The 24,704-nt window shown below is 59.4% G+C and carries 16 protein-coding genes; 6 read left to right on the forward strand and 10 right to left on the reverse strand.

Annotated elements, in window-relative coordinates; translation table 11 throughout:
- Positions 1-50 precede the first annotated feature (50 nt).
- The 7 genes from TGR7_RS08890 to TGR7_RS08925 all read right to left on the reverse strand — a co-directional run bounded on the left by TGR7_RS08890 (position 51) and on the right by TGR7_RS08925 (position 14,075).
- Complete coding sequence (locus TGR7_RS08890) at positions 51-4,778, reverse strand: DUF3320 domain-containing protein (RefSeq protein ID WP_012638337.1); 4,728 nt, start codon at positions 4,776-4,778, stop codon at positions 51-53.
- A gap of 72 nt (positions 4,779-4,850) precedes the next feature.
- Positions 4,851-5,567, reverse strand: coding sequence for a M48 family metallopeptidase (locus TGR7_RS08895; RefSeq protein WP_012638338.1), 717 nt, complete (start codon positions 5,565-5,567; stop codon positions 4,851-4,853).
- On the reverse strand, positions 5,567-8,692 hold the full coding sequence (locus tag TGR7_RS08900; RefSeq protein ID WP_012638339.1) for a type I restriction endonuclease subunit R: 3,126 nt from the start codon (positions 8,690-8,692) through the stop codon (positions 5,567-5,569). The genes TGR7_RS08895 and TGR7_RS08900 overlap by 1 nt, the downstream gene beginning before the upstream one ends.
- A 1-nt stretch (position 8,693) precedes the next feature.
- Positions 8,694-9,674 (reverse strand): nucleotidyl transferase AbiEii/AbiGii toxin family protein, encoded by a 981-nt coding sequence (locus tag TGR7_RS08905; protein WP_012638340.1) that lies wholly within the window; start codon positions 9,672-9,674, stop codon positions 8,694-8,696.
- Positions 9,674-10,282: a DUF6088 family protein gene (locus TGR7_RS08910; protein ID WP_012638341.1), complete on the reverse strand. Its 609-nt coding sequence runs from the start codon at positions 10,280-10,282 to the stop codon at positions 9,674-9,676. The genes TGR7_RS08905 and TGR7_RS08910 overlap by 1 nt, the downstream gene beginning before the upstream one ends.
- A 143-nt stretch (positions 10,283-10,425) precedes the next feature.
- Positions 10,426-11,685, reverse strand: a complete 1,260-nt coding sequence (locus TGR7_RS16780) for a restriction endonuclease subunit S (RefSeq protein WP_012638342.1) — start codon at positions 11,683-11,685, stop codon at positions 10,426-10,428.
- Positions 11,676-14,075 carry a type I restriction-modification system subunit M gene (locus TGR7_RS08925; protein ID WP_012638343.1) on the reverse strand — a complete coding sequence of 800 codons (2,400 nt, stop codon included), beginning with the start codon at positions 14,073-14,075 and terminating at the stop codon, positions 11,676-11,678. Before TGR7_RS08925 ends, TGR7_RS16780 begins: the two co-directional genes overlap by 10 nt.
- A 537-nt stretch (positions 14,076-14,612) precedes the next feature.
- On the opposite strand from TGR7_RS08925, the gene TGR7_RS08930 reads away from it, so the two are divergent.
- The 4 genes from TGR7_RS08930 (at position 14,613) to TGR7_RS08945 (ending at position 17,000) form a co-directional block, all read left to right on the forward strand.
- Positions 14,613-15,488, forward strand: coding sequence for a hypothetical protein (locus TGR7_RS08930; protein WP_012638344.1), 876 nt, complete (start codon positions 14,613-14,615; stop codon positions 15,486-15,488).
- Between the two features lie 24 nt (positions 15,489-15,512).
- Positions 15,513-15,785, forward strand: coding sequence for a hypothetical protein (locus TGR7_RS08935; RefSeq protein ID WP_012638345.1), 273 nt, complete (start codon positions 15,513-15,515; stop codon positions 15,783-15,785).
- 15 nt (positions 15,786-15,800) lie between these two features.
- Complete coding sequence (locus TGR7_RS08940; protein ID WP_012638346.1) at positions 15,801-16,622, forward strand: uracil-DNA glycosylase family protein; 822 nt, start codon at positions 15,801-15,803, stop codon at positions 16,620-16,622.
- 78 nt (positions 16,623-16,700) lie between these two features.
- Positions 16,701-17,000 carry a hypothetical protein gene (locus TGR7_RS08945; protein WP_012638347.1) on the forward strand — a complete coding sequence of 100 codons (300 nt, stop codon included), beginning with the start codon at positions 16,701-16,703 and terminating at the stop codon, positions 16,998-17,000.
- 1,099 nt (positions 17,001-18,099) lie between these two features.
- On the opposite strand, the gene TGR7_RS08950 is transcribed toward TGR7_RS08945, so the two are convergent.
- Positions 18,100-21,456, reverse strand: a complete 3,357-nt coding sequence (locus TGR7_RS08950; protein ID WP_012638348.1) for a TM0106 family RecB-like putative nuclease — start codon at positions 21,454-21,456, stop codon at positions 18,100-18,102.
- Between the two features lie 172 nt (positions 21,457-21,628).
- On the opposite strand from TGR7_RS08950, the gene TGR7_RS08955 reads away from it, so the two are divergent.
- Entirely contained in the window at positions 21,629-22,627 is a 999-nt protein-coding gene (locus TGR7_RS08955) for a helix-turn-helix transcriptional regulator (protein ID WP_012638349.1), read from the forward strand.
- Between the two features lie 233 nt (positions 22,628-22,860).
- Here the strand turns inward: TGR7_RS08955 and TGR7_RS17625 are convergent, their stop codons facing one another.
- On the reverse strand, positions 22,861-23,007 hold the full coding sequence (locus TGR7_RS17625) for a hypothetical protein (protein WP_187148393.1): 147 nt from the start codon (positions 23,005-23,007) through the stop codon (positions 22,861-22,863).
- A gap of 353 nt (positions 23,008-23,360) precedes the next feature.
- Between TGR7_RS17625 and TGR7_RS17460 the strand changes: the two genes are divergently transcribed.
- Positions 23,361-23,603, forward strand: a complete 243-nt coding sequence (locus TGR7_RS17460; protein ID WP_148211484.1) for a hypothetical protein — start codon at positions 23,361-23,363, stop codon at positions 23,601-23,603.
- Between the two features lie 89 nt (positions 23,604-23,692).
- On the opposite strand, the gene TGR7_RS17115 is transcribed toward TGR7_RS17460, so the two are convergent.
- The gene (locus TGR7_RS17115; RefSeq protein ID WP_012638351.1) at positions 23,693-24,478 is read right to left on the reverse strand and encodes a hypothetical protein; all 786 of its coding nucleotides are present in this window, start codon (positions 24,476-24,478) and stop codon (positions 23,693-23,695) included.
- Positions 24,479-24,704: the final 226 nt, after the last annotated feature.

A 24,704-nucleotide genomic window follows, 5' to 3' on the forward strand; every position in this document is an offset into this window, starting at 1 on the left:
TCGCCTTCCCTGTGACGCCCAGATCCGCTTTTGGGTGGAACAACTTTCGATCAGCCCTCTTCCCCGATCTGGAGTCGATCGGACACAGACCTCAGGGCGCGCGTCTCGATCATTTCGTCGAGTACCACCTGCAGACGTTCCCGCACGCTTGCGGTAAGCCGCTTGAATCCAAGCAAATTAATCGCGGCGGCCATGCAGTCATCAGGATGGATTGAATGCGCGTCCTTCACGGTGTGATACAGGGCATACACCAGCTCGGTGTCCGGGACATACTCGAACTTGTTCGGCGCATCAGGGGATGCACACCAGTCCCGGATCTCAGGAACAGAAGATTCGTCCTTGGGATATGCGAACTCCCCATCGAAGCTGATCAGATTACCGCGTTCCAACTTGTTGATGATATCGAGAATCCTTTGCTGGATCCTCGAACCGGCTCGTGACAGACCCACAGCGCTCAGAATTCGGCTTGTCAGGACCTGGGTATGGACAGGCCCCTCCCCCTCAACAACTGCCAGAACGGCCGAAGATAGCTTGGCTTCGGTAATATCCAGGAAATTTACAACGTTCCTGGGAAGGCCAAGCGTCTTCACATCCACCGGCTGATAAGGCGGGATACTGGCCTGGCTGCCCTGCGCGGGCACAGCCACCCGCTCGATCAACGGTCCTTTTGGAGTCCTATTCGCTCCGTCATGCGGGTTTTTAACTACGTTTACGCCCTTTACCGAGGCCTCGGCACTGCGAAGAGCGGATTCGATAGATTCTCGGAGACGATCGATCTCTCCACGGGCATTTCGGAACCACTCGGTGCTCCAGATCCGGTGAAAACTCCAACCCAGACCTTCGAGCACCGACTGTCGCAACCTGTCCCGTTCCCTGGCGATAGCGCTGCTGTGGTAGCTGGCGCCATCACACTCCACGGCCAGTATGTAGCGTCCCGGTTGGGCCGGGTCACGCACGGCGAGGTCTATGTAGAACCCCTTGCTTCCCACCTGGGGCTGGACTTCGTACCCCAGCCTCTCAATAGCCCGCATGACCTCGAGTTCGAACGGGGAATCCGGCTCCCGCTCTGTCTCCTGTCCTTTGGGCAGGTCCCCTGTCTCCGCATAATGCAGGAAGGCCTTAAGCGCCCTGACACCGAAGGGTGAATTCGCGTCGACTCTGAGGTCGTCTGCCCGGAAGTTCGCGAACACATCCATGGCAAGCCTTGAACGTGTAATCAATACGTTCAGTCGGCGCTCTCCCCCCTGCCCGTTCAGAGGGCCGAAGTTCTGCCCCAGCTGCCCCGTTGCAGTGAAGCCATAGCCGACACTGATGAAAATCACATCCCGCTCATCACCCTGTACGTTTTCAAGGTTCTTGATGAAAAACTCGTCTCCACCGTCATGGTGACGGAAGAACGCCTCGGTTTCCGGATGTTCTCTGCGTAGGCGTTCGACTTCCAGCAGGATGACCTCGCGTTGTGCGGTACTGAATGCCACGACCCCCAGGGACAACTCCGGTGTCGCCATGGCATGGTCCATGACAGCACGCGCCACCGCTTGTGCCTCTCCCAGATTTGCCCGGGACCCGCCCCGGTCATAGTGTGTATGCGCCAGATGATGGAAACGCAGACCACGCGCATGCGGGTTGCTCCCGGGGCTCGGGAAGATCAGCAATTGATTCTGGTAGAACTGATCGTTCGATACCGCAATCAGCGAATGATGGCGGCTTCTGTAGTGCCAGCGCAGCATGCGCTCCGGAACGCCCTGCGCAAGCATCAGGCCGAGGATGCTTTCCACGTCGGCGGTCGCGCTTAGTTCAGCCTCCTCGTCACTGATCTCCACTGCCCGGCTGAAGAAATTGGTGGGCGGCATCTGCTTGCTGTCACCGACCACCACAGCCTGGTTGCCGCGGATGATCGCTCCCAGCGCCTCCGGAGCAGGGATCTGACTGGCTTCGTCAAAAATCACCAGGTCGAAATGGATCTTGCCCTGTGGCAGATACGTGGCCACGGACATGGGACTCATCATGAACACCGGCTTGATGCGCTGGATGACACTACCCGCTTCGCTCATAAGACGTCGAATCGGAAGATGACGACGCTTTTTGGAGAATTCCCGTCGCAGAATGTCCATTTCACCGGCAGCATGGAACGATGGCAGCGCCTCATGGAGGTGACTGACCAGTTTTTCCTGGGCAAAACTGAACGCCGACTGATCCAACTGTGAAAATTCCCGGATCATGCGCTCATGGGCCAGACGATCGAACTGTCCGATACGTGCCTTGTCCGCATAGGCGCTATCCACCAACCCGGAGAAATAGCTGTGCCGAAGCCAGTCCACGAGCACGTCCGGAGATTTCCGCCAGTCGCGAAGCTGTGATATCAGGCTGCCCAGACCAGCCGCCTCGATCTCCTTCTCCAGTTGATTGAAACGCGTCATGGCATACAGTCTGGAGGTGTCCCTCCAGCCTTGGAGCAAATTCCGCCAGTCCGCCAGGCTGTACTCGACGCCCTCCTGGACCTCCCAACGCAACAAAAGCTTGAGATCACCCAGCATGGACTGAAGCTGGGATGACTGCTTTTCCAGACCCTCCACATGTCCTTCCCAGGACTTGAGGTCCGGATCGCCCTCAAGGAAATCGGCGAGCCCCTCGGGCAGGTCACCTTTCCCAATGGCCTCGTAGAGTTCGATGATCCAGGAAGACAGCCTCTCCAGCACAGGCCAGTCGGAGCGGACACCCTGCCACTGCGCGCCAAACAGGGAACGGCAAACGGGTTCAAGCTCCCGGAATCGCTTGCTGTGTCTCTGGTAAGCCAGGAGGTCATCCACCCAGGCCAGCCACTGGGTGGGCTTCCCCGTCAGCGGCCCTTTCATCAGTCCGCGCAGATCCGTCTTTGCCTTGCGATAGGCGCCGGAAAACACCCGCCACCATTTATCCGCGCGCCCGGCCAGCCCCATGCGGACCGGCAACAGGTCCGCCTCGAAGGCCGCGTCGATGAACACCTCAGACAATGCGGCCCTCAAGCGTGCCATTTCCGCGCCGCTGGAGACGGCCTCGCGAATATCGTCTCGACGTACCTGCCATTCATGGGTACTGACCCTGATACCCTGGAGATGCGGCGCATCCAGTGCCCGCTTTCCCGCCCGGTGGAGGACGCTGATGTCGGAGAAGCTGGTGGGGCTCGGGACTTTCATGGCCTGGGCCAGGCCATGGGCATCGTCCATGAGCTGCTGCAAGCGTGTGGACGAGTCAGACACCAGTCGCGTCAGTACCTGATCCTCGTTCGGAGAGAGGGAATCCCGCCTGGAGCGATTGAACGGGTTGTCATCACTCGGTCCGAATTCTCGCAGGTGGTCACGCACACCCGCCATGGCGCGTTCACCCCGGCCGAGGGCCTCGCGATCCCAGTGACGCAACAGGTCGAAAGGGATCAGCGGCAGTTCGTCCAGGCGCGAATCCTTCCTGAGCTGCAGCATGTGGCCCAGGCACTGCACGTAGTTCAGACCGGAACTGAGTACCGGCGCGCCCACATCCTCGACATAGCCATCGAGATACTCACGCACTTCCCTGAGACGCCGATAGTCCGCCTCCCTGTCAGGCGAGGTCGGCTTGCCCTGATCGAATACCGCTTTAAGGGACTCAAGCACCGCCTTCTTGTTGCTCTTGTGGCTGTGCAGTTCCAGGACCGAATCGCCCAGGTGGCATTCGTCCAGGCGTGTCTTCACCACCTCCAGCGCCGCCATCTTCTGGGCGACAAACAACACCGTCTTACCCCGGGCCAGGGCCTCCCCGACCAGGTTCGTGATGGTCTGGGATTTGCCCGTCCCGGGAGGCCCCTGGATGACAAGGTTGGCCCCCTCCATGACAGCCAGAATCGCCTCCATCTGGCTTGAGTCTGCATCTTTCACCAGATGCAGGGTCTCCGGCTCCCGAAGGGCATCATGCCCGGTGACCCCTTCAAGAAGGTCCGCATCGCTCTGAAAACCGCTCTCGAAGAGTTTCTTGAGCTGCATGTTCTCCAGCAATGCGCTTTCATCCGGCCAGTTGCCTGGATCCAGATCCACGTACATCTGGAACTTGCCGAAGGAGAAGAAGCCAAGGACCATGCGATCCGGATGCACCCGCCAACGCGCCTGGTTGGCGATGGTCGTCTCCACCGCCTCAAGGTAGGCCGAGAAATCGAACTCATCCTCGAAATCGGGCAGTTGCAGGCGGAATTCGCCCTTCAGTTTGGCGCCGAGATTCAAGTTGGGGCCTAAATCCGACCCGGTGTAGGTAACTCTGTACCGGCTCTTGACGGACTCTCGGCTGAGCTCGACGGGCACGAGCACCAGAGGCGCGAAGCGGGGCGTCTGGGCATTTGGGTCCTCGTACCACTCCAGGAAACCCAGGGCCAGGTACAGAACGTCGATACCCTGCTCCTGCAGCAGGGTATGGGCCTCGCTCTCCATCTTGATCAGGCGGGCGTCCAGGCGATCGTCGGAGAGACGGGTTGGCAGTTGCCGGGTGTTCAGGGCTTCCCAGGCGAAGTCCACGGCAGCTTCCGCTTCATCCCCCGCTTCGGACAGAATCTCGCCTTCGAGATCGTCCTGTTCATCCCCCTCCCCATCCTCGGCCAGCCCCCGGAAACCAAATGCCTTGCGTTCGGCAGTCAGTGTCTGGAAGACGAAGGACGTGTCTCCCTCCATGATCTCCAGGAACTTGCTGTTCCTGGGTACATGCAACATGGGGTTCCCCCGAAGCCCCATATCCAGCAATTCCTGACGGGCAAGCTCCAGCTGCGCTTTGATGCTCATGTGTTCGTTCCGTTTCCCCGAAAAACAACTTGTTATGGTATGGCGCCCGGCTCTCAGGCCCGGCTTGCTATCTCAGTACGCCCACTCCTCATGCCCCAGCGGTTCGGCGTTCAGCCGTTTCCGGGCGTGCTGCCAGTGGGGCAGGAACCGGTCCATCAGGGCCCTGAAGCGCTCTGTGTGGTTGCGCTCCAGGAGGTGCACCATTTCGTGCACGATGATGTACTCCAGGCATTCCCTGGGCTTCTTGGCCAGCTCCGAGTTGAGGCGGATGGTGGCGGCGTTCGGGTTGCAGCTGCCCCATTGGGTCTTCATGCGCTGCACGTAATAACGGGAGACCTTCACCCCCATCACCGGCTCCCACTTGGCGATGAGCCCTGGCGCCACCGCCCGAATCTGCTCCCGGTACCACTGATTCATCACCGCATCACGGGTCTCCACGTCAGCACCCGGGCGCACCTGTAACAGAATGCGGCTGTGCTTGCGGCTGACCCTGGGGGCGGCATCGGCTTCCTGAACGCTCAGCAGGTAGCGCCTGCCCCAGAGGTAGTGGCTTTCGCGGTCCAGGTATTCCCGGGGAGGCTGACGATCCTGCTCCCGCAGTTTCTTCTGCTGATCGCGGATCCAGCCAAGCTTGGATATGGCGAAGGCGCGAAGGGTCTGGATATTCGTTCGCCTGGGCGCGGTGATACGGACCGTACCCGTGGGCGGGTAGACGCTCAGGTGCACGTGCTTGATGTCCTTGTACACCACCTCCACGATGGTGCCGCCCAGGTCCAGGGTGTTGCTCATCAATACTCCGCCTGGGCCTTGATGATGCTGAACAGCCGATCCACCTCATCGGGATCCTTAAGCACCTCATAGAGCGCGCGCTTGATGGTGTTCTCCCGTGGCTGTAAACCGCGCCAGCCGTCCGGCCTGACTTGTCGCACCACCTCATCCAGCTTCAGGGCCAGCTCCAGGGCCTCCTCCTGGGTCAGTTCCGGGCAGCTCGGCCTGACCTCCAACACCTGCCCCGCTGGCTGAGCCGCAGGCACCCGCAGCATCAGGTTGTTGTACAGCGCCCGCTTGCCCGGTGTATCCAGCGCGGGCGGGACGTCCTCATCCTTGCCTTCGGCCACCTTCTTCACCAGCTCGGCGATCTGCCTGAGGTATTCCTCGTACTCCAGGGCCTTGGCCTTGCGGGCCTCGATGATCTCGGCGAGCAGGGCGGACATCTTCTCGAAGTAGGCCGGGTCGGTCAGGTGTTCCTTGAGGATCTTGCTGCGGACGTTGTTCTCGATGGTCTCGGCGATGGCGTCCCTGCTGCCCTTCAGGTTGCCGAGCTGCTGATTGATGGCGTCGGCGACGCCGGTCTTCACGATCAGGTCCAGCAGGCCGATGTTCTCGAAGGCGGAGATCTTGCGGGGTTCGTCCGCCTCGATGTAGGTGTCGATCAGGTGCCGCATGTCGGCCTCGTAGGCCTTCAGGTCCAGGGTCTCGCCGCTGGCGTTGCGGATGATGTCCCGTAGCTTGAGATAATCCTCCAGCCTGCGCTTGATCTCTGCTGCCTCCTTGGCCGAGTAACCCGCGGGCTCCATCTCGTCGGCAAGCCCGGCATAGGTGCGCATCAGGGTGGCGACACCCTTGTAGAGGGCCGTTCTCAGCGGCACGCGCTCGGCCAGGTCTTCGGGGATCTCGGTGTTGCCGCAGAAGTAATGGATGTGCTCCAGCTCGCCCCTGGGGGGCTCCACCGGCTCGCACAGCAGGACCAGGGCCTCCAGGGCCTCGTCCAGCTTTTCCCGGCCCCTGGTGAGGCGGTCCTGGATCATCACCTCGGGATCGGCGCCGGGGGCGCTGTGGTCCAGCTCGGAGCTGTACACGGCGATGGCGTTCTCCACCTTCTTGAACAGGTCTTTGTAATCGACGATGTAGCCGAAGTCCTTGTCCTCGCCGTCCAGGCGGTTGGTGCGGCAGATGGCCTGGAACAGGCCGTGGTCCTGCATGGACTTGTCGATGTAGAGATAGGTGCAGGGGGGCGCGTCGAAGCCGGTCAGCAGCTTGTCCACCACCACCAGCAGCTTCATGTTGGCCGGTTCCCGGGTGAACCGGTCCTTGGCCCAGGCCTCGTAGGTCTCGGTCTTCGTCTTGCCCGGCTGGGCGTCCACGTCCTTGAGCAGTTCCGTGTACATGCTGTAGATGAACTGCTTGTCGGACTCGGTGTTGGCGCCGGTCTCCTCCAGGGTCACGTGATTGGCCATGGGGTTGTAGGAGGTCACCACCGCGCACTTGCCCTTGAGGCTGGTCTGCTGAAACAGGGAGAAGTACTTGCAGGCCTCGTAGATGCTGGAGGCCACCAGGATGGCGTTGCCCCGCTCGCTGGACAGCCGTGGCTTCACGCCGAAATCGAACAGGATGTCGGCCACCACCCGGCTCATACGGGACTTGGAGCTAAGCACCTGCTGCATGGTGCCCCACTTCTTCATCAGCTCATCCCGCTGCCACGGGTTCAGACCCTTGGTCTTGGCGGCAAACCATTCGTCGATCTTGGCCTGGGAGCCAAGCTTCTGGTCGATATCCCGGGCCTCGTAGACCAGATCCAGGACCACCTGGTCCTCCACCGCCTCGCTGAACTTGTAGGTGTGGATGTAGCCGCCAAAGACCTCCAGACTGGTGGCCTTGTCCCGCTTCAGCAGCGGCGTGCCGGTGAAGCCGATGAACACCGCGTCGGGCATCATGGCCTTCATCACCTGGTTCAGCTTGCCGCCCTGGGTGCGGTGGCATTCGTCCACGAACACGAATACCTCGCCCACCGTGGGGCTGGGCTGCGCTTTCAGCTCGCGGATGAAGGCGTCGAAGTCCTCCACGCCCCGGGCGCCGAACTTGTGCACCAGAGAGCACAACAGCCTGGGCCTGGCCTGGCCCAGTTGGTTCACCAGGTCACGCCCGCTGCTGGTGCGGTAGATGCTCTCCCCCGCGTCCCGGAAGACCCGCTCGATCTGGGCGTCCAGCTCGTCCCGGTCGGTGATCACCACCACCCGGGCATCGGGGTTGTTCTCCAGGATCCACTTGGCCAGCAGCACCATGACGATGCTCTTGCCGCTGCCCTGGGTGTTCCAGATGATGCCGCCCTCGCCCCGGCGCACGTATGTCTGCGCCGCCTTGATGCCGAAGTACTGATGCACCCGGGGCAGTTTCTTCACGCCCCCGTCGAACAGCACGAAATCGTGCATCAGCTCGATCAGGCGCTGCTTGTCGCACATCTTGAGCAGGTACTTGTCCAGCTTGTAGCGGCTGTTGTCCGCCTCGTCCTCCTTCCACTTGAGGAAGAACTTCTCCGGCGTGCCGATGGTGCCGTATTGCAGCCCCTCGGAATCGTTGCCCGCGAAGATGAACTGCACGGTGCTGAAGAACCAGGCGTTGAATTCGGGCTGCTGGTTGGACAGGCTCTGGCGGATGCCGTCGCCGAGGGACACCCGGCTGTTCTTGAGTTCCAGCACACCCACTGCGATGCCGTTCACGTACAACACCAGATCGGGACGCCGTTCCAGCTTGCCCTTGAGGGTAACCTCCTCGGCAATGGCGAAGTGGTTATTCTGCGGGGACTGCCAGTCGATCAGGTGCACCGTGTGCGTGTGCTGCCCCGCCTCGGTCTTCACCGCCACGCCGTAGCGCAGCAGGCCGTAGATGTGCTTGTTGTTCTCGTAGAGCTCGCGCCCGTGATCGTTCGCCTCGGCGCGCAGCTTGTGGATGGCACGGGAGATCTGGGCCTGGCTGTAACCCCGCCCGGCGAGCCACTGCGTCAGCAGCCCCTCCTCGATGTTGCTGTTGCCCTCGCGCTCGCCCCAGTCGCCCAGGTAGTCGTAGCCCAGCTCATCGCGAAAGAGCTGGACGACCCGGTTCTGGGTCACGCGTTCAGGCTGTCCGATCGAACTCATGTCATGTCCTGTTGATTTCCGTTTCCAGCTCGCGCAGGGCGGTCAGGATGTCATCGAATGAGGGGATGTCGCCAAAGATCATGTTGCCCATGGCCCGGTAGTCGGACTCGACCCGGCGCAAGACGGTGTCTCCGGGAACTAGTCTCAAGGAGCCTGCTCGTGCAAGCTCGTAGCGCGCCCAGGCACGTGGATAGAACCGCTGCTTGAACGCCACGACATCCGCCAGCAGCCGGGGATCCGCCAGGGCGGCTGCCCGCACGGGGGCGCGGGCCATGCGGGCCAGGTCGTAGTAATGGCGGGAATAACGCGCGGGCTGAGGGTTGTCGTCGGGACGGTGGGCCTCCTGATGGAGAATGGTCGCCTTCTCCCAGAAGGTCCGCTCCGCCTTGATCACCTGCACCGTGCAGGCACCCCGCTCGAACACCCCGGGAAACACCTCCGCCGCATAGGGGCGGATCTCCCGCGATTCATGCGGCAGCCAGGAGGCCAGCGGGCCGATTTCCAGCAGGATCTGCGGGCGCAGATAGGCATCGGGAAAGGCGGCGGGATAGCGTAGCGCGATCACATGGGGCTCGCCTTCCGGGATGTCACCCTGGCAAAGCCCCTCCAGCACCTGGTTGACCTGCCCCAGCAGCACGTCCCGCAGGTAGCGCTGGGCCTGCTGGTTGATCGCCTCGTTGAGCCTTTCCTGCCGCGTCCGGGAGAGTTCGGCCAACGGGTCCTCCCCCACCAGCACCCGCCAGTCGAGCACCAGGTCGATGTCCTCCGAGAAGCGCTCGATCAGGCCGTAGGCCTTGGACAGGCTGGTGCCGCCTTTGAACATCAGCACCCGGGCCAGCGCCGGATCGCTGAACAGCCGGTCGAGCACCCAGGTCACCCAGAAGTCCTTTTCCACCACCGCCGGGGTGGTGCCCAGACGGGCCGCGGCCTCCGCAAACAGTTCGCGGCGTTGCGCTTCGGCCAGGCGGGCGACCTTGCGCATCAGCCCTCCTCCCCGCACACCTGCTTGATGATCTGGTAGATCCAGCCGGTCACCGCGCGCGTCTCACGCAGCACCCGGGCACAATCCTCCGCGCCCAGGTACTCCCGGATGGTGCGGATCGTGGCGGCGTCCACCCGCTCGCGCCCCAGGGCCTTGAGCGCCTCCACCACCAGGGCGCTCTTGCGGTGGCGGAAGCCCGTGTCCTTGAGGGCGGCTTTCCTGAAGGCCAGGGTCTGGTTACCGATGCGGTACTGGCGGCTGGGGCCGTTGGAGTGATACAGCCAGCGCCCCGGCACCTGGGTGGAGAGCCCCAGCACGTTCAGGGCCGTATCACCGGAGGGCTGGATGCGCCAGTGAAACTTGCGCGCCAGGGCCTGGGCCACCTGGTCCATGTCCGGGCTCAGGTCCTGCCCCAACAGCTCGCTGTGGCGAGGATAGTCGTAAACGCCGTGGCACACCCGGCGGATCGTCCCGGCCCGGGCCAGGTCCGACAGGGCCTTGTGGATGCTGGCCTCGTCGAAATCCAGGACGAAATCCACCTTGGTGAACGCCCAACCCCTGCCGCGCCCGTATATTCTTGAAAGTATTTTTTTATCAATGGCTTGCATTATTTCAGGGCGCTGGATTTTTCAGGAAAAATGCCGCGTTTTCCTGAAAATAGCACAGTTCCCCTCCTGCCGCGATAGCGGCGGGCGAAGCGCCCTGCGGGACCGGGGCGCGATCCACCCGGGCGGGTGAGGCGCCCCTACGTTCATACCAGCCGGATCCGACCGGTGAGCAGCGCCTGCATCATGCCCTGCTTGAGCTGGCGGGCCTTGGCGAGCTTCGCCTCCAGTGTGGCAATTTCGGCGTCCATGTCGGAGAGGGTGGTAGCGATAGCGATTTGTTCCTCAACTTCCGGAAGAGGCTCTTCGATACCTTCCACATCCCCATGAGACAAGTGCTTAACAGTTGTGCTTGACGTTGAATCCTCGATTTTCTTCAACGGCGCAATTAGATAGTAGTAGGCAAATTTTGCATCTAATCCAGAAAGCGGAATAACCCGCCCAACCCGCTGATTCAGAAGAGCAACCCCTTCACCCCACAAGCATGGGATGAAATCACCATCCATTCCAATCAGCAAATCTCCATCTTTGACGAGAAATTCATGCCGATAATCTCCGGTGTAGCTAATGATCTGGTCACTAGCTTTAAGATCACGATTCTTGATCAGTCGGATCCCTTGAAATTCATCGTTGAAATAAATTGAACTAAATGGAAATCCCACTTGGAATTTCAAAACACTACCCAACCGCTTCACATCCCACTCCCCACTAAACCCCGGCAGGCGCCGCTTGCCGGTGAGCAGTTCCTGCATGGCGCCTTGTTTGATCTGGCGTTTCTTGGCGAGGAGCTGCGAGAGGGATTCGATGAGGGCGTCCGCATCGCTCAAGGCGGAGGCGATGGCTTGCTGCTCTCTATCTGTTGGGGGTAGCGGAATCTCGAACTTCCGAATCCTCGTCAAAGCCAGTTTTGGCTGTGCGCCGACTGTTTGAATAGATTCAATCTTGCTCTGAATCAACGGCGACATCAGAACATGCAGAAGATAATTTTGTGAGCACTTTATATTCGTTATGCGATCAGCGTTCTCAGTCAAGTTCGCGCCATTGAGTCGCTTCGGTATCTTACCGACAATCCCGAGCGTTCCCGCCACGGATATAAAAATATCGTCTGTATAGATCCGGTACCGCTTAATCTTCGGGAACACATCCACTGGAACGTACCGAATCTCATCAACGCAGACATATCCAGGGCGCATATCCGAGACGCGGATGTACGGGTGTGGCGTTTCATGCTCTGTCAGTGAACGCCCCAAAGGCAGACGCTTGCCGCTCGTGACGTCTGCGAACTTATCAAGAGATATGACCTCCCAATCCAACGGCACCAGACCCACCTCAGTCTGCTTATACCCCGCCGGACACCCCTCGGCCTCCGGCGGCAGATACTTCGCACTTGCCTCCCTCACTTCCATGCGAAGCCCATCCTTTCCAGGTGTCCGTTGACCCGCGCCTCCAGCCCGGCCACCCGGGCGGTGAGCTCCGGCAGAGGCGTGTCGTAACGCTCGGCCAGTTCGCGCACCCGTTTGGTGAGTGACTGGCTGATGCGGTCCATTTCACCGTGGACGTCCCTGTCCAGGGCGGCAATCCACTTGTCGTCCACCACCAGGGTCTTGATCTCGTCCTCGGTCAGTTTGGGGTACTGGGCATAGGCGGCGGCATCCAGCTCGGCCTCGGCGTCCTTGAGGTCTTTCTTGAGGTCCGATTCCTGTTTGCTCAGGGCGAGCCATTCCTTGAGCACCTTGGCTTCGTCCTTGCTCTCCGGGTCATCCCGGATCTCCCTAAGGCGGGCGTTGACGTTGCCCTTGTTGACCTTGTCCAGCTCCGCGAAAGCGCCCTCCTCGCCACCGTGTTCCTCCTCCAGCTCGGCCAGGCGGGCGCTCACGCCCTCCAGGTCGGCGGCGAGCCGGTCGATGGCCGCCTGCTGGTCGGGGAAGTAGCGGGCCACCACGAGGGCCTTGGGCAGGAAGTCGCAGGTCCAGCCCTTGTCCTTCTCCTTGCCTTTCTTGTCCTTCTCGATGATGCGCGCGGTCTCGGCCTTCCAGCCCTCGGCGGCGATCTGGTAGGCGTCGTCCTGCATGGTCCCGGCCCAGTAGTCCATGAGGTGCTGGTAGACGTCGTAGGGGTTGATGAGGGGGCGGCCCTTGTAGTGGGCCAGCAGGTCCTCGGAGAGGGTGTGGATCACCTCCTTGGGATGGCAGCCCGCGGCCAGGGCCTTGAGGCCGGGCACGGCACGCGCGCGCCAGGCCTCGAAGTGGGCGTTCATGGCGTCGATGAAGGCGGTGAATTCCGGGTGTCCGTAGATGGTGGCACGGATGTCGGCCTTGTCCACGGCCAGATCGAGATAGCCGGGGCGGTTGGGGCGGAACAGAGCCTGGCGCAGGCCGGGGCAGACGTCCCAGTAGCTTTGCAGGGCGTCCACGTCAGCCTCGGGGATGCCGCCACGCAGGTGGCCCTCGATATCCTGACGGTCTTCCGCCTGCTGGCTGTCGATGTAGCGCGGCAGGTTGAGGTTGTAGTCGTTCTTCTCGATCTCGGCGAGAGGCACCCGGCGCGCGTAGCCGGGCAGCTCGGCCTGTTTGGTGAACACGTCCACGATCTTGTGGATGTCCTGGCTGCGCAGGCGGTTCTTGGGGCCGTCCTTCATGAAGCCGCCGCTGGCGTCGATCATGAAGATGCCGTCGCGCCCGTGGGCCTCGGCCTTGTCCACCACCACGATGCAGGCGGGGATGCCGGTGCCGTAGAAGAGATTGGGCGGCAGGCCGATGATGCCCTTGATGTAGCCCTTGCGCACCAGGTTGCGGCGGATGTCGGCCTCGGCGTTGCCCCGGAACAGCACGCCGTGGGGCAGGATGCAGGCGCCCCGGCCGGTGCTCTTGAGGCTGCGCAGGATGTGCAGCAGGTAGGCGTAGTCACCCTGCTTGTCCGGGGGGATGCCGTAGTGCTTGAAGCGCTCGTGGGGGTCGCTGGCCGGGTCGAGGCCGGTGCTCCAGCGCTTGTCGGAGAACGGCGGGTTGGCCACCACGTAGTCGAAGGTCTTGAGGCTCTGGCCGTCCAGGAACTTGGGGTCGGCCAGGGTGTTGCCCTGCATGATCAGCGCGGTGGGGTTGTTGTGCAGGATCATGTTCATGCGGGCCAGGCCGCTGGTGGCGGCGTCCTTCTCCTGCCCGTAGAGGGTGACATCGGTGCCCGCCTCGTCCGCCACCTTGAGCAGCAGGGATCCGGAGCCGCAGGTGGGGTCGTAGACCGTGGTGTCGGCGCTGGTGCTGGCGTTGCGGATGCCCAGGATCTGGGCCATCACCCGGCTCACCTCGGCGGGAGTGTAGAACTGTCCCTTGCTCTTGCCACTCTCGGTGGCGAAGTGGCGCATGAGGTATTCGTAGGCATCGCCCAGGATGTCGTCGCCGTCGGCGCGGTTTTTGGAGAAGTCCAGGCGCTTGTCTTCGAAGATGGCGATCAGGTTGGTGAGCCGGTCCACCATCTCCTTGCCGCTGCCCAGCTTGTTGGGGTCGTTGAAGTCCGGCATCTCGGACAGCTGGTTGGCATTGGCCAGGGGGGCGATGATCTTCTTGTTGATCTGGTCGCCGATGTCGGGCTTGCCCTTGAGGGCGGCCATGTCCTTGAAGCTCGCCCCTGGGGGGATGGTGATGGGCGCGTAGGGCTGCCCGGCGTACTTGTCGCTGACGTACTTAATGAACAGCAGGACGAGGACGTAGTCCTTGTACTGGCTGGCGTCCATACCACCGCGCAGCTCGTCGCAGCCGGACCAGAGGGAGGAATAGAGTTCGGATTTCTTGAGGGCCATGGAGTGCCTGTTTTCCCTGGGTTGTTCTGCCGATGCCCCTTGGGGGCTGGCCTGTGGTTGCCTGTCTGGACTGCCCGGAGGGGTCCCTTCCCCGCCGTAGGCCGCAGCCATGGGGCCCGGGGGACCTGCAGGTGCTCCGGGAAGCGTCCGGTTGTGATTATCCCCTGCCCTGCGGACACAGGGTGTCGCAGGGCTTTTGAGTGAGTGTACGGGGCCGGGGTGGGGCTGCAAATCGCGCCGGGAGATCTGACCGCACCGCCCTGCCCGCGCAGCGGATTGACGGCCCGGAGATCGGGGCGGGCGTCTGCAAGAGCGGGCGGCACGGTCGTGAGCGACGTCAGGCAGGCACCACCAGGCGGCTATCCCATTGTTTTATATGTTATCCCAGTCGCCTAACGAGCAATGAGTCTTTCTTGCTCCACCATTTAATTATGATTTTTTCTATGATTTCTTCATTTTTTTGTTGACTCGCCGCATAGCCTGATTCATTATCCGCTTCATGATGTTTTCCCAGTAATTGACACGAAGGAATCAGGCATGGCCAAGAAACGATACGACAAGCAGGCCCTTTTCAACGATTACCTGCTGGCCCTCTGGCAGGGCATGGCACACATCGAGTCCACCTTTCAGGTGAGTGGCCTGTGCGGGCAGGTGTTCGGGGGTCACATGCCCGAGAGGAATACGAGTGACTTCGAAGGCGACTCGGTCTTCGGTCCAGAGGCTCGGGACCATGTGGAGGCCTCCGATGCCTGGAGGACCCTGTCCGGACTGTACGACTACGCCGTCGACGGCCTGCTGGAGCACGGCAGCCATGCGGAGGACCTGGTCCTGTTCGGCCAGGAGATCCTTCAGGTTCTGAGTACTGAACACTCATCTCCCAGTGATGCCTGGTTCGACATCGTGGCCATGGGGGATGCCCGCTTCGGCCTGCACGACGGCTCCTCCATCAGCCCCGAGCGGCTGGCCCTACTGGCGAATGTGGATCTCAGGACCGTGCGCAATGCAATCAGCGCGGGGGAGCTGGACGCCATGAAGGTGATGGGGGAGCAGCACATCGAGCATGACTCCGCCGTGCGTTGGCTGCACGGGCGCCGTGGATTCAAGCCCACCCGAATCATCAACATGCGCGGAGTGGCGCTTGAGGAAGTGACCTCGCCGCTGGCCCTGGCAAGCCTGCTCAGGGAGCGCAGGGAGAAGCTCAAGCTGGATGAGCACCGGGACATCCTGCCCCCGGCCCATCCGGCCGCGAGCGCGCAGATATTGAATGACCTGGAGGATGGAGTCTTCACCCTGACCCTGGACGCGGCCTTCCCGCTGGCCGACTTCTATCAGCTAGATCGCACGGAGTTTCTCAAAACGCTGATGCGCTGCTTCTACCCGGAGCAGTACAAGGCCCTGACAGGCGCTGCCTGAACCCGACAGACAGGAGGAGCAGACATGGCACATCCAGAACGCACCGTACACGCCACCCAGCGTATGCAGCAGCGAGGCATCAGCGAGACCATGCTGCGCCTGTTCGAGACCTTCGGCGTGGCCCGCTACCAGAAGGGCGGCGCCGAGATCCTGGAAATCCGGGAGGAAGAGCTCAAGCAGCTGCGCAAGGCCATTGATCGGGCAGGAAACATCTGCGTGGTCAAGGGAGAGCAGGACCGGGTCGTCACCGTGATGCACCGGAATCGTCGTATCAAGGCCACTCAATTCATTGCCTGAAACCAAGGGAAACACATGGACAACAACACCAACAGCCTGTTCGAGAAATACGCCCCGCTGATGCGGTCGGAAAACCTGTGCAGCGCCTCCGGGCTCAACGAGGCACTTCGCATGGCGCAGGAAGGCGATATCGAGACCTATTACGCCCCCTTTGACTACATCGAGCGGGATGCGCGGCTGGTGCTCGTCGGCATCACACCGGGGCTTACCCAGGCTCGCAACGCCTTGCTGGAGGCACAGCGCCAGATCTCTCGCGGCGCCAGCCTTGCGGAGGCCGAGCGTCTGGCGAAAACGGCGGCCTCTTTCAGCGGCCCCATGCGGAACAATCTGATCAGGCTGCTGGATGCGGTAGGGATCCACCAATGGCTTGGGCTGGCCTCAACCAGCGAGGTGTTCTCCCCGGAGTCGAGGCTGGTGCACTACACGTCCGTACTGCGCTATCCGGTCTTTTTGCGCGGACAGAACTACAGTGGCAACCCCGCCCCAAGGAAATCCCAACTGCTGCAGGGGCAGATCGACCAGTGGTTTGCCAGGGAAGTGGACCTGCTTGGGGACGCCATCTTCATCCCCCTGGGTTCGGTTCCGCAGCAGGTGATGGCCGCCTTGGTCGAATCCGGACGTATCGATGCAAGCCGGGTGATGCAGTCACTTCCGCACCCCTCTGGTGCCAACGCCGAGCGCATTGCCTACTTTCTTGGCACCAAGCCCGAGGAGAAGTGCTCTGCGAAGTGCGACACGCGTCGACTCGACATACTGAAGGAACAGGCCCTGACGCAGGTTCGTGACCTCCTGGCGCAGGGGTCTGCGCGGACGGACCTGGCTGCGATCACAAGCTGAGACCGCCCCAGAGAGTGACGCTGTCTGCGTCACGAATGGGTAAACACATCATCAAACTTTTGGACAGAGGAGGGACACATGAGCATCCACCAAGAGCGCGTTTCCAGAAGGGTAAGCTTCATTCTCAAGAACGGACTGGAGGTCTTTCCGGTCATGATGAAACGCAGGGACACAGGGAACCTCGCCTTTCGGGTCTCACGCGGTGGAACCGGGGGAAACACCCTGGCCTGCGGCGAGGAGGTGGACGAGGAGACCATGCTCCGCAAGGTACTGGATCTGGGCTTTGCGGTGCGCTGTGCATCGCTGGATGGCAGCACGAGGGGCCTGTACAGGATCGCAGGGCGGGCCGTGCATGAAGTGGTGGCAGAGGGTTTGTAGGCTGTTTGAGCCTCTCAGGGAGCACTAGGTGACATGCTCTGAGAAAGAATCAAATCGGTTCGACCTGGCCTGGAAACAAAAAGCCCCCCAGGGCGAACCTGAGGGGCTTTCTTTTGCTGGGCGATACCCCGCTGACGCGGGGAAGTACTGCTAAACCACCTACACGGTGGGAACATGCCCCGCTGACGCGGGGAGGTACTGCTAAGCCACCTACACGGTGGGAACATAACCCGCTGATGCGGGGAAGTACTGCTAAGCCACCTACACGGTGGGAACATAACCCGCTGATGCGGGGAGGTACTGCTAAGCCACCTACACGGTGGGAATGCCCAGCTGCCATGTATAGCGACTTTTCCAGCAGATTTTCACCCAGTTGAAAAAAAAGACCCCCATCTGTAACCAGAGACCCGACCCAGACTTGCCCGTATCCCCGTACTTCTTCGTATCGATACAGACTGTTTCCCCTGGTCATCAACAACCATAGTGGTTTAACCAACCATGGTGGTTTAACTAACCACAGTGGTTTAACTAACCCTAGTGGTTAAATAAACCACAGTGGTTTAAATCAACATCACTGTATGCTCAGCAGGAGGAGAGAGAGCTAAACGGCAACAGTCACCCAAGGGCCGCCATGTATGGCGGCTCCCGGACTGATGCCGATTACGCATGCCCATCTATCGTGTCGGTCGCGTTACGGGCGCAGGCTGGCTGATTCACCTGCACTGGCCGATTCGTAGCAAAAGGCGCTACTCCACACCCGGTTCGGCCTCCCAGCACGGACGCTCCGCAGGCGTGGATTGATCCAATCCAGCCGCGGAACGGTGCTGAGCAGTCTTCGGTGGGGGCTTTGTGTGGATTCCCATTGTTCACCCCCTCGGCCTGTACATCAGGCCTGTACTGACGACTCCAACCGTGACCGGCAACCGCCGTGACGCATAAAGCCCGCCAGAGCGCCGGTCGACAGCTCACAGTCTTCAGTCCGACGCTAGGGGGTATAGGGAAAATTTCACAGGGCCTTACGCTCAGAACGAAAATTTTTTCGCCTTGGTGTAAAAGGGAAGAAAAAATCAGTTTTGATCACGGTTTTGTCGCAGTCGATTCAATGGCGAGCGCGGAGCTGATCGGAGTATGACTTCAGCCAGCACAAGGTATTGACCAACTCCATCTCCGTGACACTCTTGCAGGGCACGTTCAGCAAGGCAGGATTTGCCACCACCACAGCCAGACAGCGGGCACGGGAGATGGCCACATTCAGCCGGTTTCGGCTGAAAAGGAAATCCGCGTTGCGGGGCATGTTGTCGGCGTCAGAGGTCGCCATGGAGATCAACACAGCCTCGGCCTCCTGCCCCTGGAACTTGTCCACGGTGCCGACCCTGGCCCCAGGCGGAAGCCTGCCTTTAAGCAGGTTCACCTGGATGTTGTAGGGCGAGATCACGAGGATGTTCTCCTGCCTCATCGGGTGCTCCTTGCCGTGCTTGTCTACGTAACTCTGCTTGAGCAGGCTCTGGTACATGGCCTCAATTACATCCGCCTCTTCCGGGCACTGCTGACCGCGATCCGAATGCATCACCTCGACCATGCGGATTCCGTTAGGGACCAGCTCCGGGTGAGCCGTGGAGCTGAGCATCAGGCGCTGCTTGTGATTATCCTCATGGGGCATGAGACAACCGGCATAGATGGCGTCCGAGATGAACTGACACACATCGGGATGCATGCGCCGGGTGGTTTCCAGGAAGACACCCCGCTCCGGCTCGATCACCGAACGCCCGTTCAGCAGATAGTCCAGGGCCGAGTCGCCCGAGTGGCCCGGATGCGATCCCTGGATCGGTTGGGAGAGCTGCATCTGATCGCCGAGCAATACCAGGTTCCGCGCACTGGTCCCCATGGCCACCAGGTTGGCCAGTGACACCTGCCCTGCCTCATCAATGAAGAGGTAATCAAAGCGCTGATCCAGGCCCTCCCGGGCAAACAGCCATGCCGTCCCAGCCACCAGTTGATAGTCCTCATCGCTCTCGATGTCAGGATTGGAAGTACAGGCCTCGATCTGGTGCCCCTCAAAACCCAGATCGTTCTTCTGGGTGGTCTTTTTCACGCCCCTGAACGCCACACCTTCTTTCTGGGCCACCTTTTCCACGGCCTCGAGCAGGTTGTCGATCGCCTTGTGACTGTTCGAGGTCACGCCGATGCGGAACCCCTTGCGCAGCAGGGCGACAATCAGGTGGGAGCCGGTGTAGGTCTTGCCCGCACCCGGCGGCCCCTGGATGTACAGGTGACTGCCATCCAGCCGTTCCACGGCATCGAGAATCTGAGCCAGATGGCCATGGGGCGCCAGCGGCTCAGGGGCCTCCCTGCCCTTCAGACGCGGGGGCTTACGGGTGAGGAAGGCATCGAGCGCTGGGTAACAGGCCTTTTTCGCAAGATGCGCATCGGCGTAGCGGAACAACGCCTCGCTCAGCACCCGGGTTTCGACAGGACCACCTGGCCCGATCGAAAGACTCTCGGGGATCTCGGCGAAGGTTGTCCTGATCGTAACGGTGCCATTTTCGTCATCCAGCGAACGAATCGTCCCCAGACGATCACTTGATTCAGCCACGTGAACCACATCGCCAGCCTTGAGTTTGGTCTCCTGGGGCGGGAACCGATAGACGCAATCCATTGACTTGGTGGTGGCTTTTTCTGTCGACACGAGTTCAAGGCCGCCGAGGCACTCTGAATCCTCGATCAGATCAGCGGTTTCCATATCCTGACGGGCAAACATGGCCCACCACTGGGGCTTCGCCTCTCGGCGATGGAAGTCCAGCAACTGATAGATCAACGTGTTGTGATGGAGGGTCTCGGGATCTTCCGCCTTGTTGCCCAGAAGGGCCTTTTCATATCGGGCCAGACGTTGTTCATGCTCGGTGATCCTATCCACCCCCTCGGACTCCCCCCGCACCTCCCCGCTGAACCAGGGTAGATTGGAAGGACGGAGCCCAAGGAGCCAGTCCCGGAGCAGGAGCGTGGAACGGCAGTCATCCTCGTTGTACTTGCGGATTTGTTCCAGCAGGTCGTCGTCCCGGCTCTCGCGCCAGTGTTCATACCAGACGATACTACCCACGGCCGTTTTGACGTCCGCATCACGGGCATCCATGTAGAAATGCTCAAGATTTTTGATGGAGTAGGATGGCTCTGAGACACGGATCGACTCCCGAACCACCTTGAAAAGGTCCACGAAACGCTCGCGACGCAGCAGATCATCCACCTCCCGTTCACGGGTGGCGTAGCGACTCATGAGGCGCTTGATCGCGGTCACCTCATAGTGGTTGTAGTGGTAGATGTGGGCATCCGGATACTGCTTCAGTCGCTCGACAACGAAATCGACGAAATCTTCCAGGGCCTTCTTCTCGGCATCGTGATCATGGGCCCAGAACGCGGTGAATCGCCACTCCCCGTTCTCCAGGTAATAGACACCGAAGAGGTACTCAAGCCCCTCCGGATAGAGCGGGTCGCCCTCCATGTCAAAGAAGAGATCGCCCTCCGACGGTTCAGGCATCCGGAAGAAACCTTTTCGGCCATCTGGATCCTGCTTTAAAAGACGGTAGACCGGTTTGCCGGAAGTCCTGCCCTGGACCTGAAGGGAGGCCTGTTCACGAAGCCGCTCCAGGACCTCTTTGTTCATGCCAGAAATAGCTACAGACTGATCGTGGCCTGCGAGGTCGGCCACCGTATGGATACCTGCATCCCGCAACTTGCGGATCTGGCCTTTAGTGATATTGGCAACGAGGCTCAGATGATCCTCAACTTCCCACTGCTTTTCACAGCGCTCATGCCAGTGGCAGAAGTTGCAGAAATCACAGGGTTCCGGCCGGGTTTCTGTCGGGTTCTCAATAAAGCCGAGGAATTGATCCCGAGATCGGGCGTAGTAATGCCGATAGTCCTCAACCCGGAAACTGCGGCTCTCGCCATTGCCAAGTGCCAGGTGCATAGACTCTGGCACTGTTCCCTGGGCGTCCTGCAGCAGATCAGAATAGACACATAGCTGGATCAGGTGCTTGGTTTTGGGTTGTGTGGAAAGTTTGGTGTCCACCGGTTCGTAGCTGTAATCGCCCAGCTCCGAAGCCCCTTCTACACGCTTGAGAAAATCCGCATAGCCCAACCAGCGGTCATTCATAAAGACCGCCTGGTAGATGATATCTGCTCCACCCCGCATGGCCTCCTGAGTGGCTGCACACCGCTCATCCAAACCGAGCGCGTCATCTATCTCAACGACATTCCGACCACTGGATTTCAGTGATTCCAGGTAGGCCCGCTCATGCTCGACACCCTTCTCTTGGATGAGTCTCGTCTCCTCACCGGCTACAGCCTTGTCCATAGGCTGGTCGAGGCTCAGGCGGTCAAGCGTAGTGCGATGGGGGCATTCGAGGAAATAGCTCAGGTCTGAAGCTGAGAAAATCAGATTATTCTGAACTTTATGCATATATCCACCCCATCCTATTATTGAGTCTTCACAGTGATGGCACTAGTCCGAGAGTGCTATAGTACCGACACAATGCGACATAATACGTCGCTAAAAAAGACCTCACTGACTCGCTTTCCGATACACTGCGCCCGCACCGACCTTGAAGCCTCCCGGCAGAGGAGATACCACGATGTCATCGACACTGCTGCGTCAGTGGGCCATGTTAAGCATGATTCCCCGCCATCCACGCAAGATCACTGCATCTCAGCTCAAGGAAAAGCTTGATGCCCAGGGTTTCATGACCACCAAGCGGACCATCGAGCGCGACCTGGTGGCCTTGTCTGGCGAAGGTTTTGCACTGGTGGTCGATGATCGCAGCCGTCCCCACGGCTGGCAGTGGGGGAGGGATGTGAAAATCCTCGACATCCCCGGCATTGAGCCGCAGACGGCCCTGGCATTCAGGCTGGCCGAGCAGTTTCTGAAGCCACTTATGGCCCCGAGCACCCTCGCGGCACTCTCCCCCTACTTCCAGCAGGCCCGTCAAGTACTTAAGGGTACATCCGGTAATCTAAGCGCCTGGCCCAGTAAGGTCCGAATTTTGAGCCGCGGCCAGTCCCTCATCCCTCCAAAGGGTAATCAGGACATCCTCATGATCGTCTATGAGGCCTTGTTCACGGACCGGCAGTTTCGCTGTCACTACAGAAGACGAACCGACCAGCAGGTCAAGGAATATGTGGTCAACCCATTGGGTTTGGTGTTTCGCGATGGAATGATCTATCTGGTCTGCACCCTGTTTGAATACACAGATGTTCTTCAGCTTGCACTGCATCGCATGAGTCAAGCCGAGCCCTTGGAGACCCCGGCCCAGCGTCCCGGAAATTTCGACCTGGATGCCTACCTCAAAGAGGGAGGTCTGGATTTCAGGCTCGGCGGCACCCTATCCCTTCGACTCGATCTCAAAGCAGAAACCGCGCAACACCTGGCCGAGACCCCACTCTCGGAAGACCAGCAAATCAAAGGTCCTGACGCAGAGGGCTGGGTTCAAATCAAGGCGACCGTACCCGACACGGCCCAGCTTCGCTGGTGGATCCTGGGACTCGGCGAACAGATCAGAGTCCGAAAGCCCGTAGCGTTGAGAGACGAAATCGCACACACACTCAAGGGAGCCGCCAGACTCTACGAAGCCTGATTCTCACGTCCGGCTGGGGCTCGTTATGCGACGCATTATGTCGCACCACGGACGTAATCTTCCTGCACCCAGGAGGATTGGCCCAAATGAGCTCCCAAGAAACCACAAGGAACGAGGTACAGCCCACAACAGACTTTGCAGTCGATTTCTTCGAGCTGCCGAATCAAGGTCGGGTGGGTATCTCAGGGTGTCCAGGTTTGAGGCACCGAGGACGCAGGGTGGTGAACAGACACCTACTCAACCAGGATCTCATCACGCTCAAGAATCAAGGCACCGATATCCTGATCACACTGCTTGATGTGACCGAGATTCACAATCTGCGCCTTGAGTATCTCGGTACTGAGGCACGTGCCATATTTGGTAGACACGGTTGGTTTCATGTACCTCTGCTACCCGGCACGCTACCTGATGTCTGTTTTGATTCGTACTGGAATGGGATTTCTCGAATTTTTCAGAGAACACTCGATGCAGGCGGCTGCGTCGTCATGCACTGTCACGAATCGAGAGATCGTGCAGCACTTATGTGTGGGCGTTTAATCCTCGAATCAGGCTCAGACCTTTCCGATGTACTTGATTGGCTTGGGTGCGCGTGCCCAGGAATATCGCGTGATTCTCGTCGACTGTATGCCTTAAATAATTACTGGAAACAATTCGGCTGATACTAGACGCTCAGCCGGTTGAGCTTCCAACGAGACTTCAGGAAACATAGTCACTGCACAGATCAGATAAAACCATGAATTTCCTTGTCCAGACTCATGCATTTCTTGCCAACCTGCTCGGCATCGTCGTTGTCGGTGGTTTCATGATGGCCGGTGTTATTGCAGGGTCCATCTGGGGCTTTGGTCTAACCATGGCATTAGCCGACATTTGGGGGGTTTCGGAGACGTCATCCAGGGTTGCTGGCTATATTGGTGGGGCTTATTTTGGCATCTTCACTCTTTGTGTTTTCAACTCAATAGCAAAATATCGAACTTAGTAAAGGAAATCTCGTCCTTTATGTATGCCGGCTAGCTACCGGAAATCACTTAATCACACGTTTCCTAACGGGATGGCTTGAGCGCTATCTTATGCATTTGTGTAAATTAATTGAGCCAATTGTAATTGATCTGTTTGTACAAGATGGAAGAAACCTCGCTCGATGTCGACAACTCGATAAGCGCCTTGGAAATATGTATCAGATATTGCCGAACACTCATTGCGCCACACGTCATAAGCTGCTTGATTGTTGGCTGTGACCCTAAGCTGCTGTCCCTGTACAAGTTGGTTTAAGGCTCTATTCCCTCCCCCATTGGCTATACGCGCCAATTGTTGATCAAGTACGCAGTAATTATCCGGGTCTAAAAATGCCAGTACTTTTGAAATGAACGATATGCCAGAAAACTGCGGCATGTGGATATCTTTTATTTGACACAAGCTTGGTATAACTCCTCCAACCAGCAACTTTTTAAATGCTGATGCATGGGCAGTATTAGCGCCTTTTAGGAAATTATTTACACGTACTTCACGATAGCCAATCTGTGCGTAGCCCCAGTAAAGAACATTGGCTAACCCATGCAAAACCCTTTGTTGATTCTCGGATTTTAGCTGACTGCGTATGTGCTCTTCGACTGCCGCGATATTTGCGGCTTCAACTGGCGCATTTTGATTGAAATCAAAATATACCGCTGGAAATCCATAGTTGGTTATCGCTGCATTGAGACTACGTACTTGTGTATTACTCAGTGGCACTGGTTTCTCCTTGTGGATAACGCCTGCTGTAATCGATGCATTTGTGGTGAGCAACGCGAAAAAACAAGCACTAACCGACTTACTTGGCGTGAATGTCAAGTTCCTATATTGAGGAATTGACATTCAGTGAATCATGGGAGTGGAAATAATCCAATCCACTCCGTCGCTTCAGTTCGACCATTCATCGACATAGGCTGGATTCCTCAACGGCCTCATATCCAACATCCATCCGGGACTTGGCTCGGACATTGCCCCGCAAGCTTGTCATTCCGGAAACCCGCATGGTTGGCAGGCATCATGTCATCCGAGGCCGAAACCTGTCCGGCACCGACCGGGTCATGGCCAAGGC

It is taken from the genome of Thioalkalivibrio sulfidiphilus HL-EbGr7 (assembly GCF_000021985.1).
GTDB lineage: Bacteria > Pseudomonadota > Gammaproteobacteria > Ectothiorhodospirales > Ectothiorhodospiraceae > Thioalkalivibrio_A > Thioalkalivibrio_A sulfidiphilus.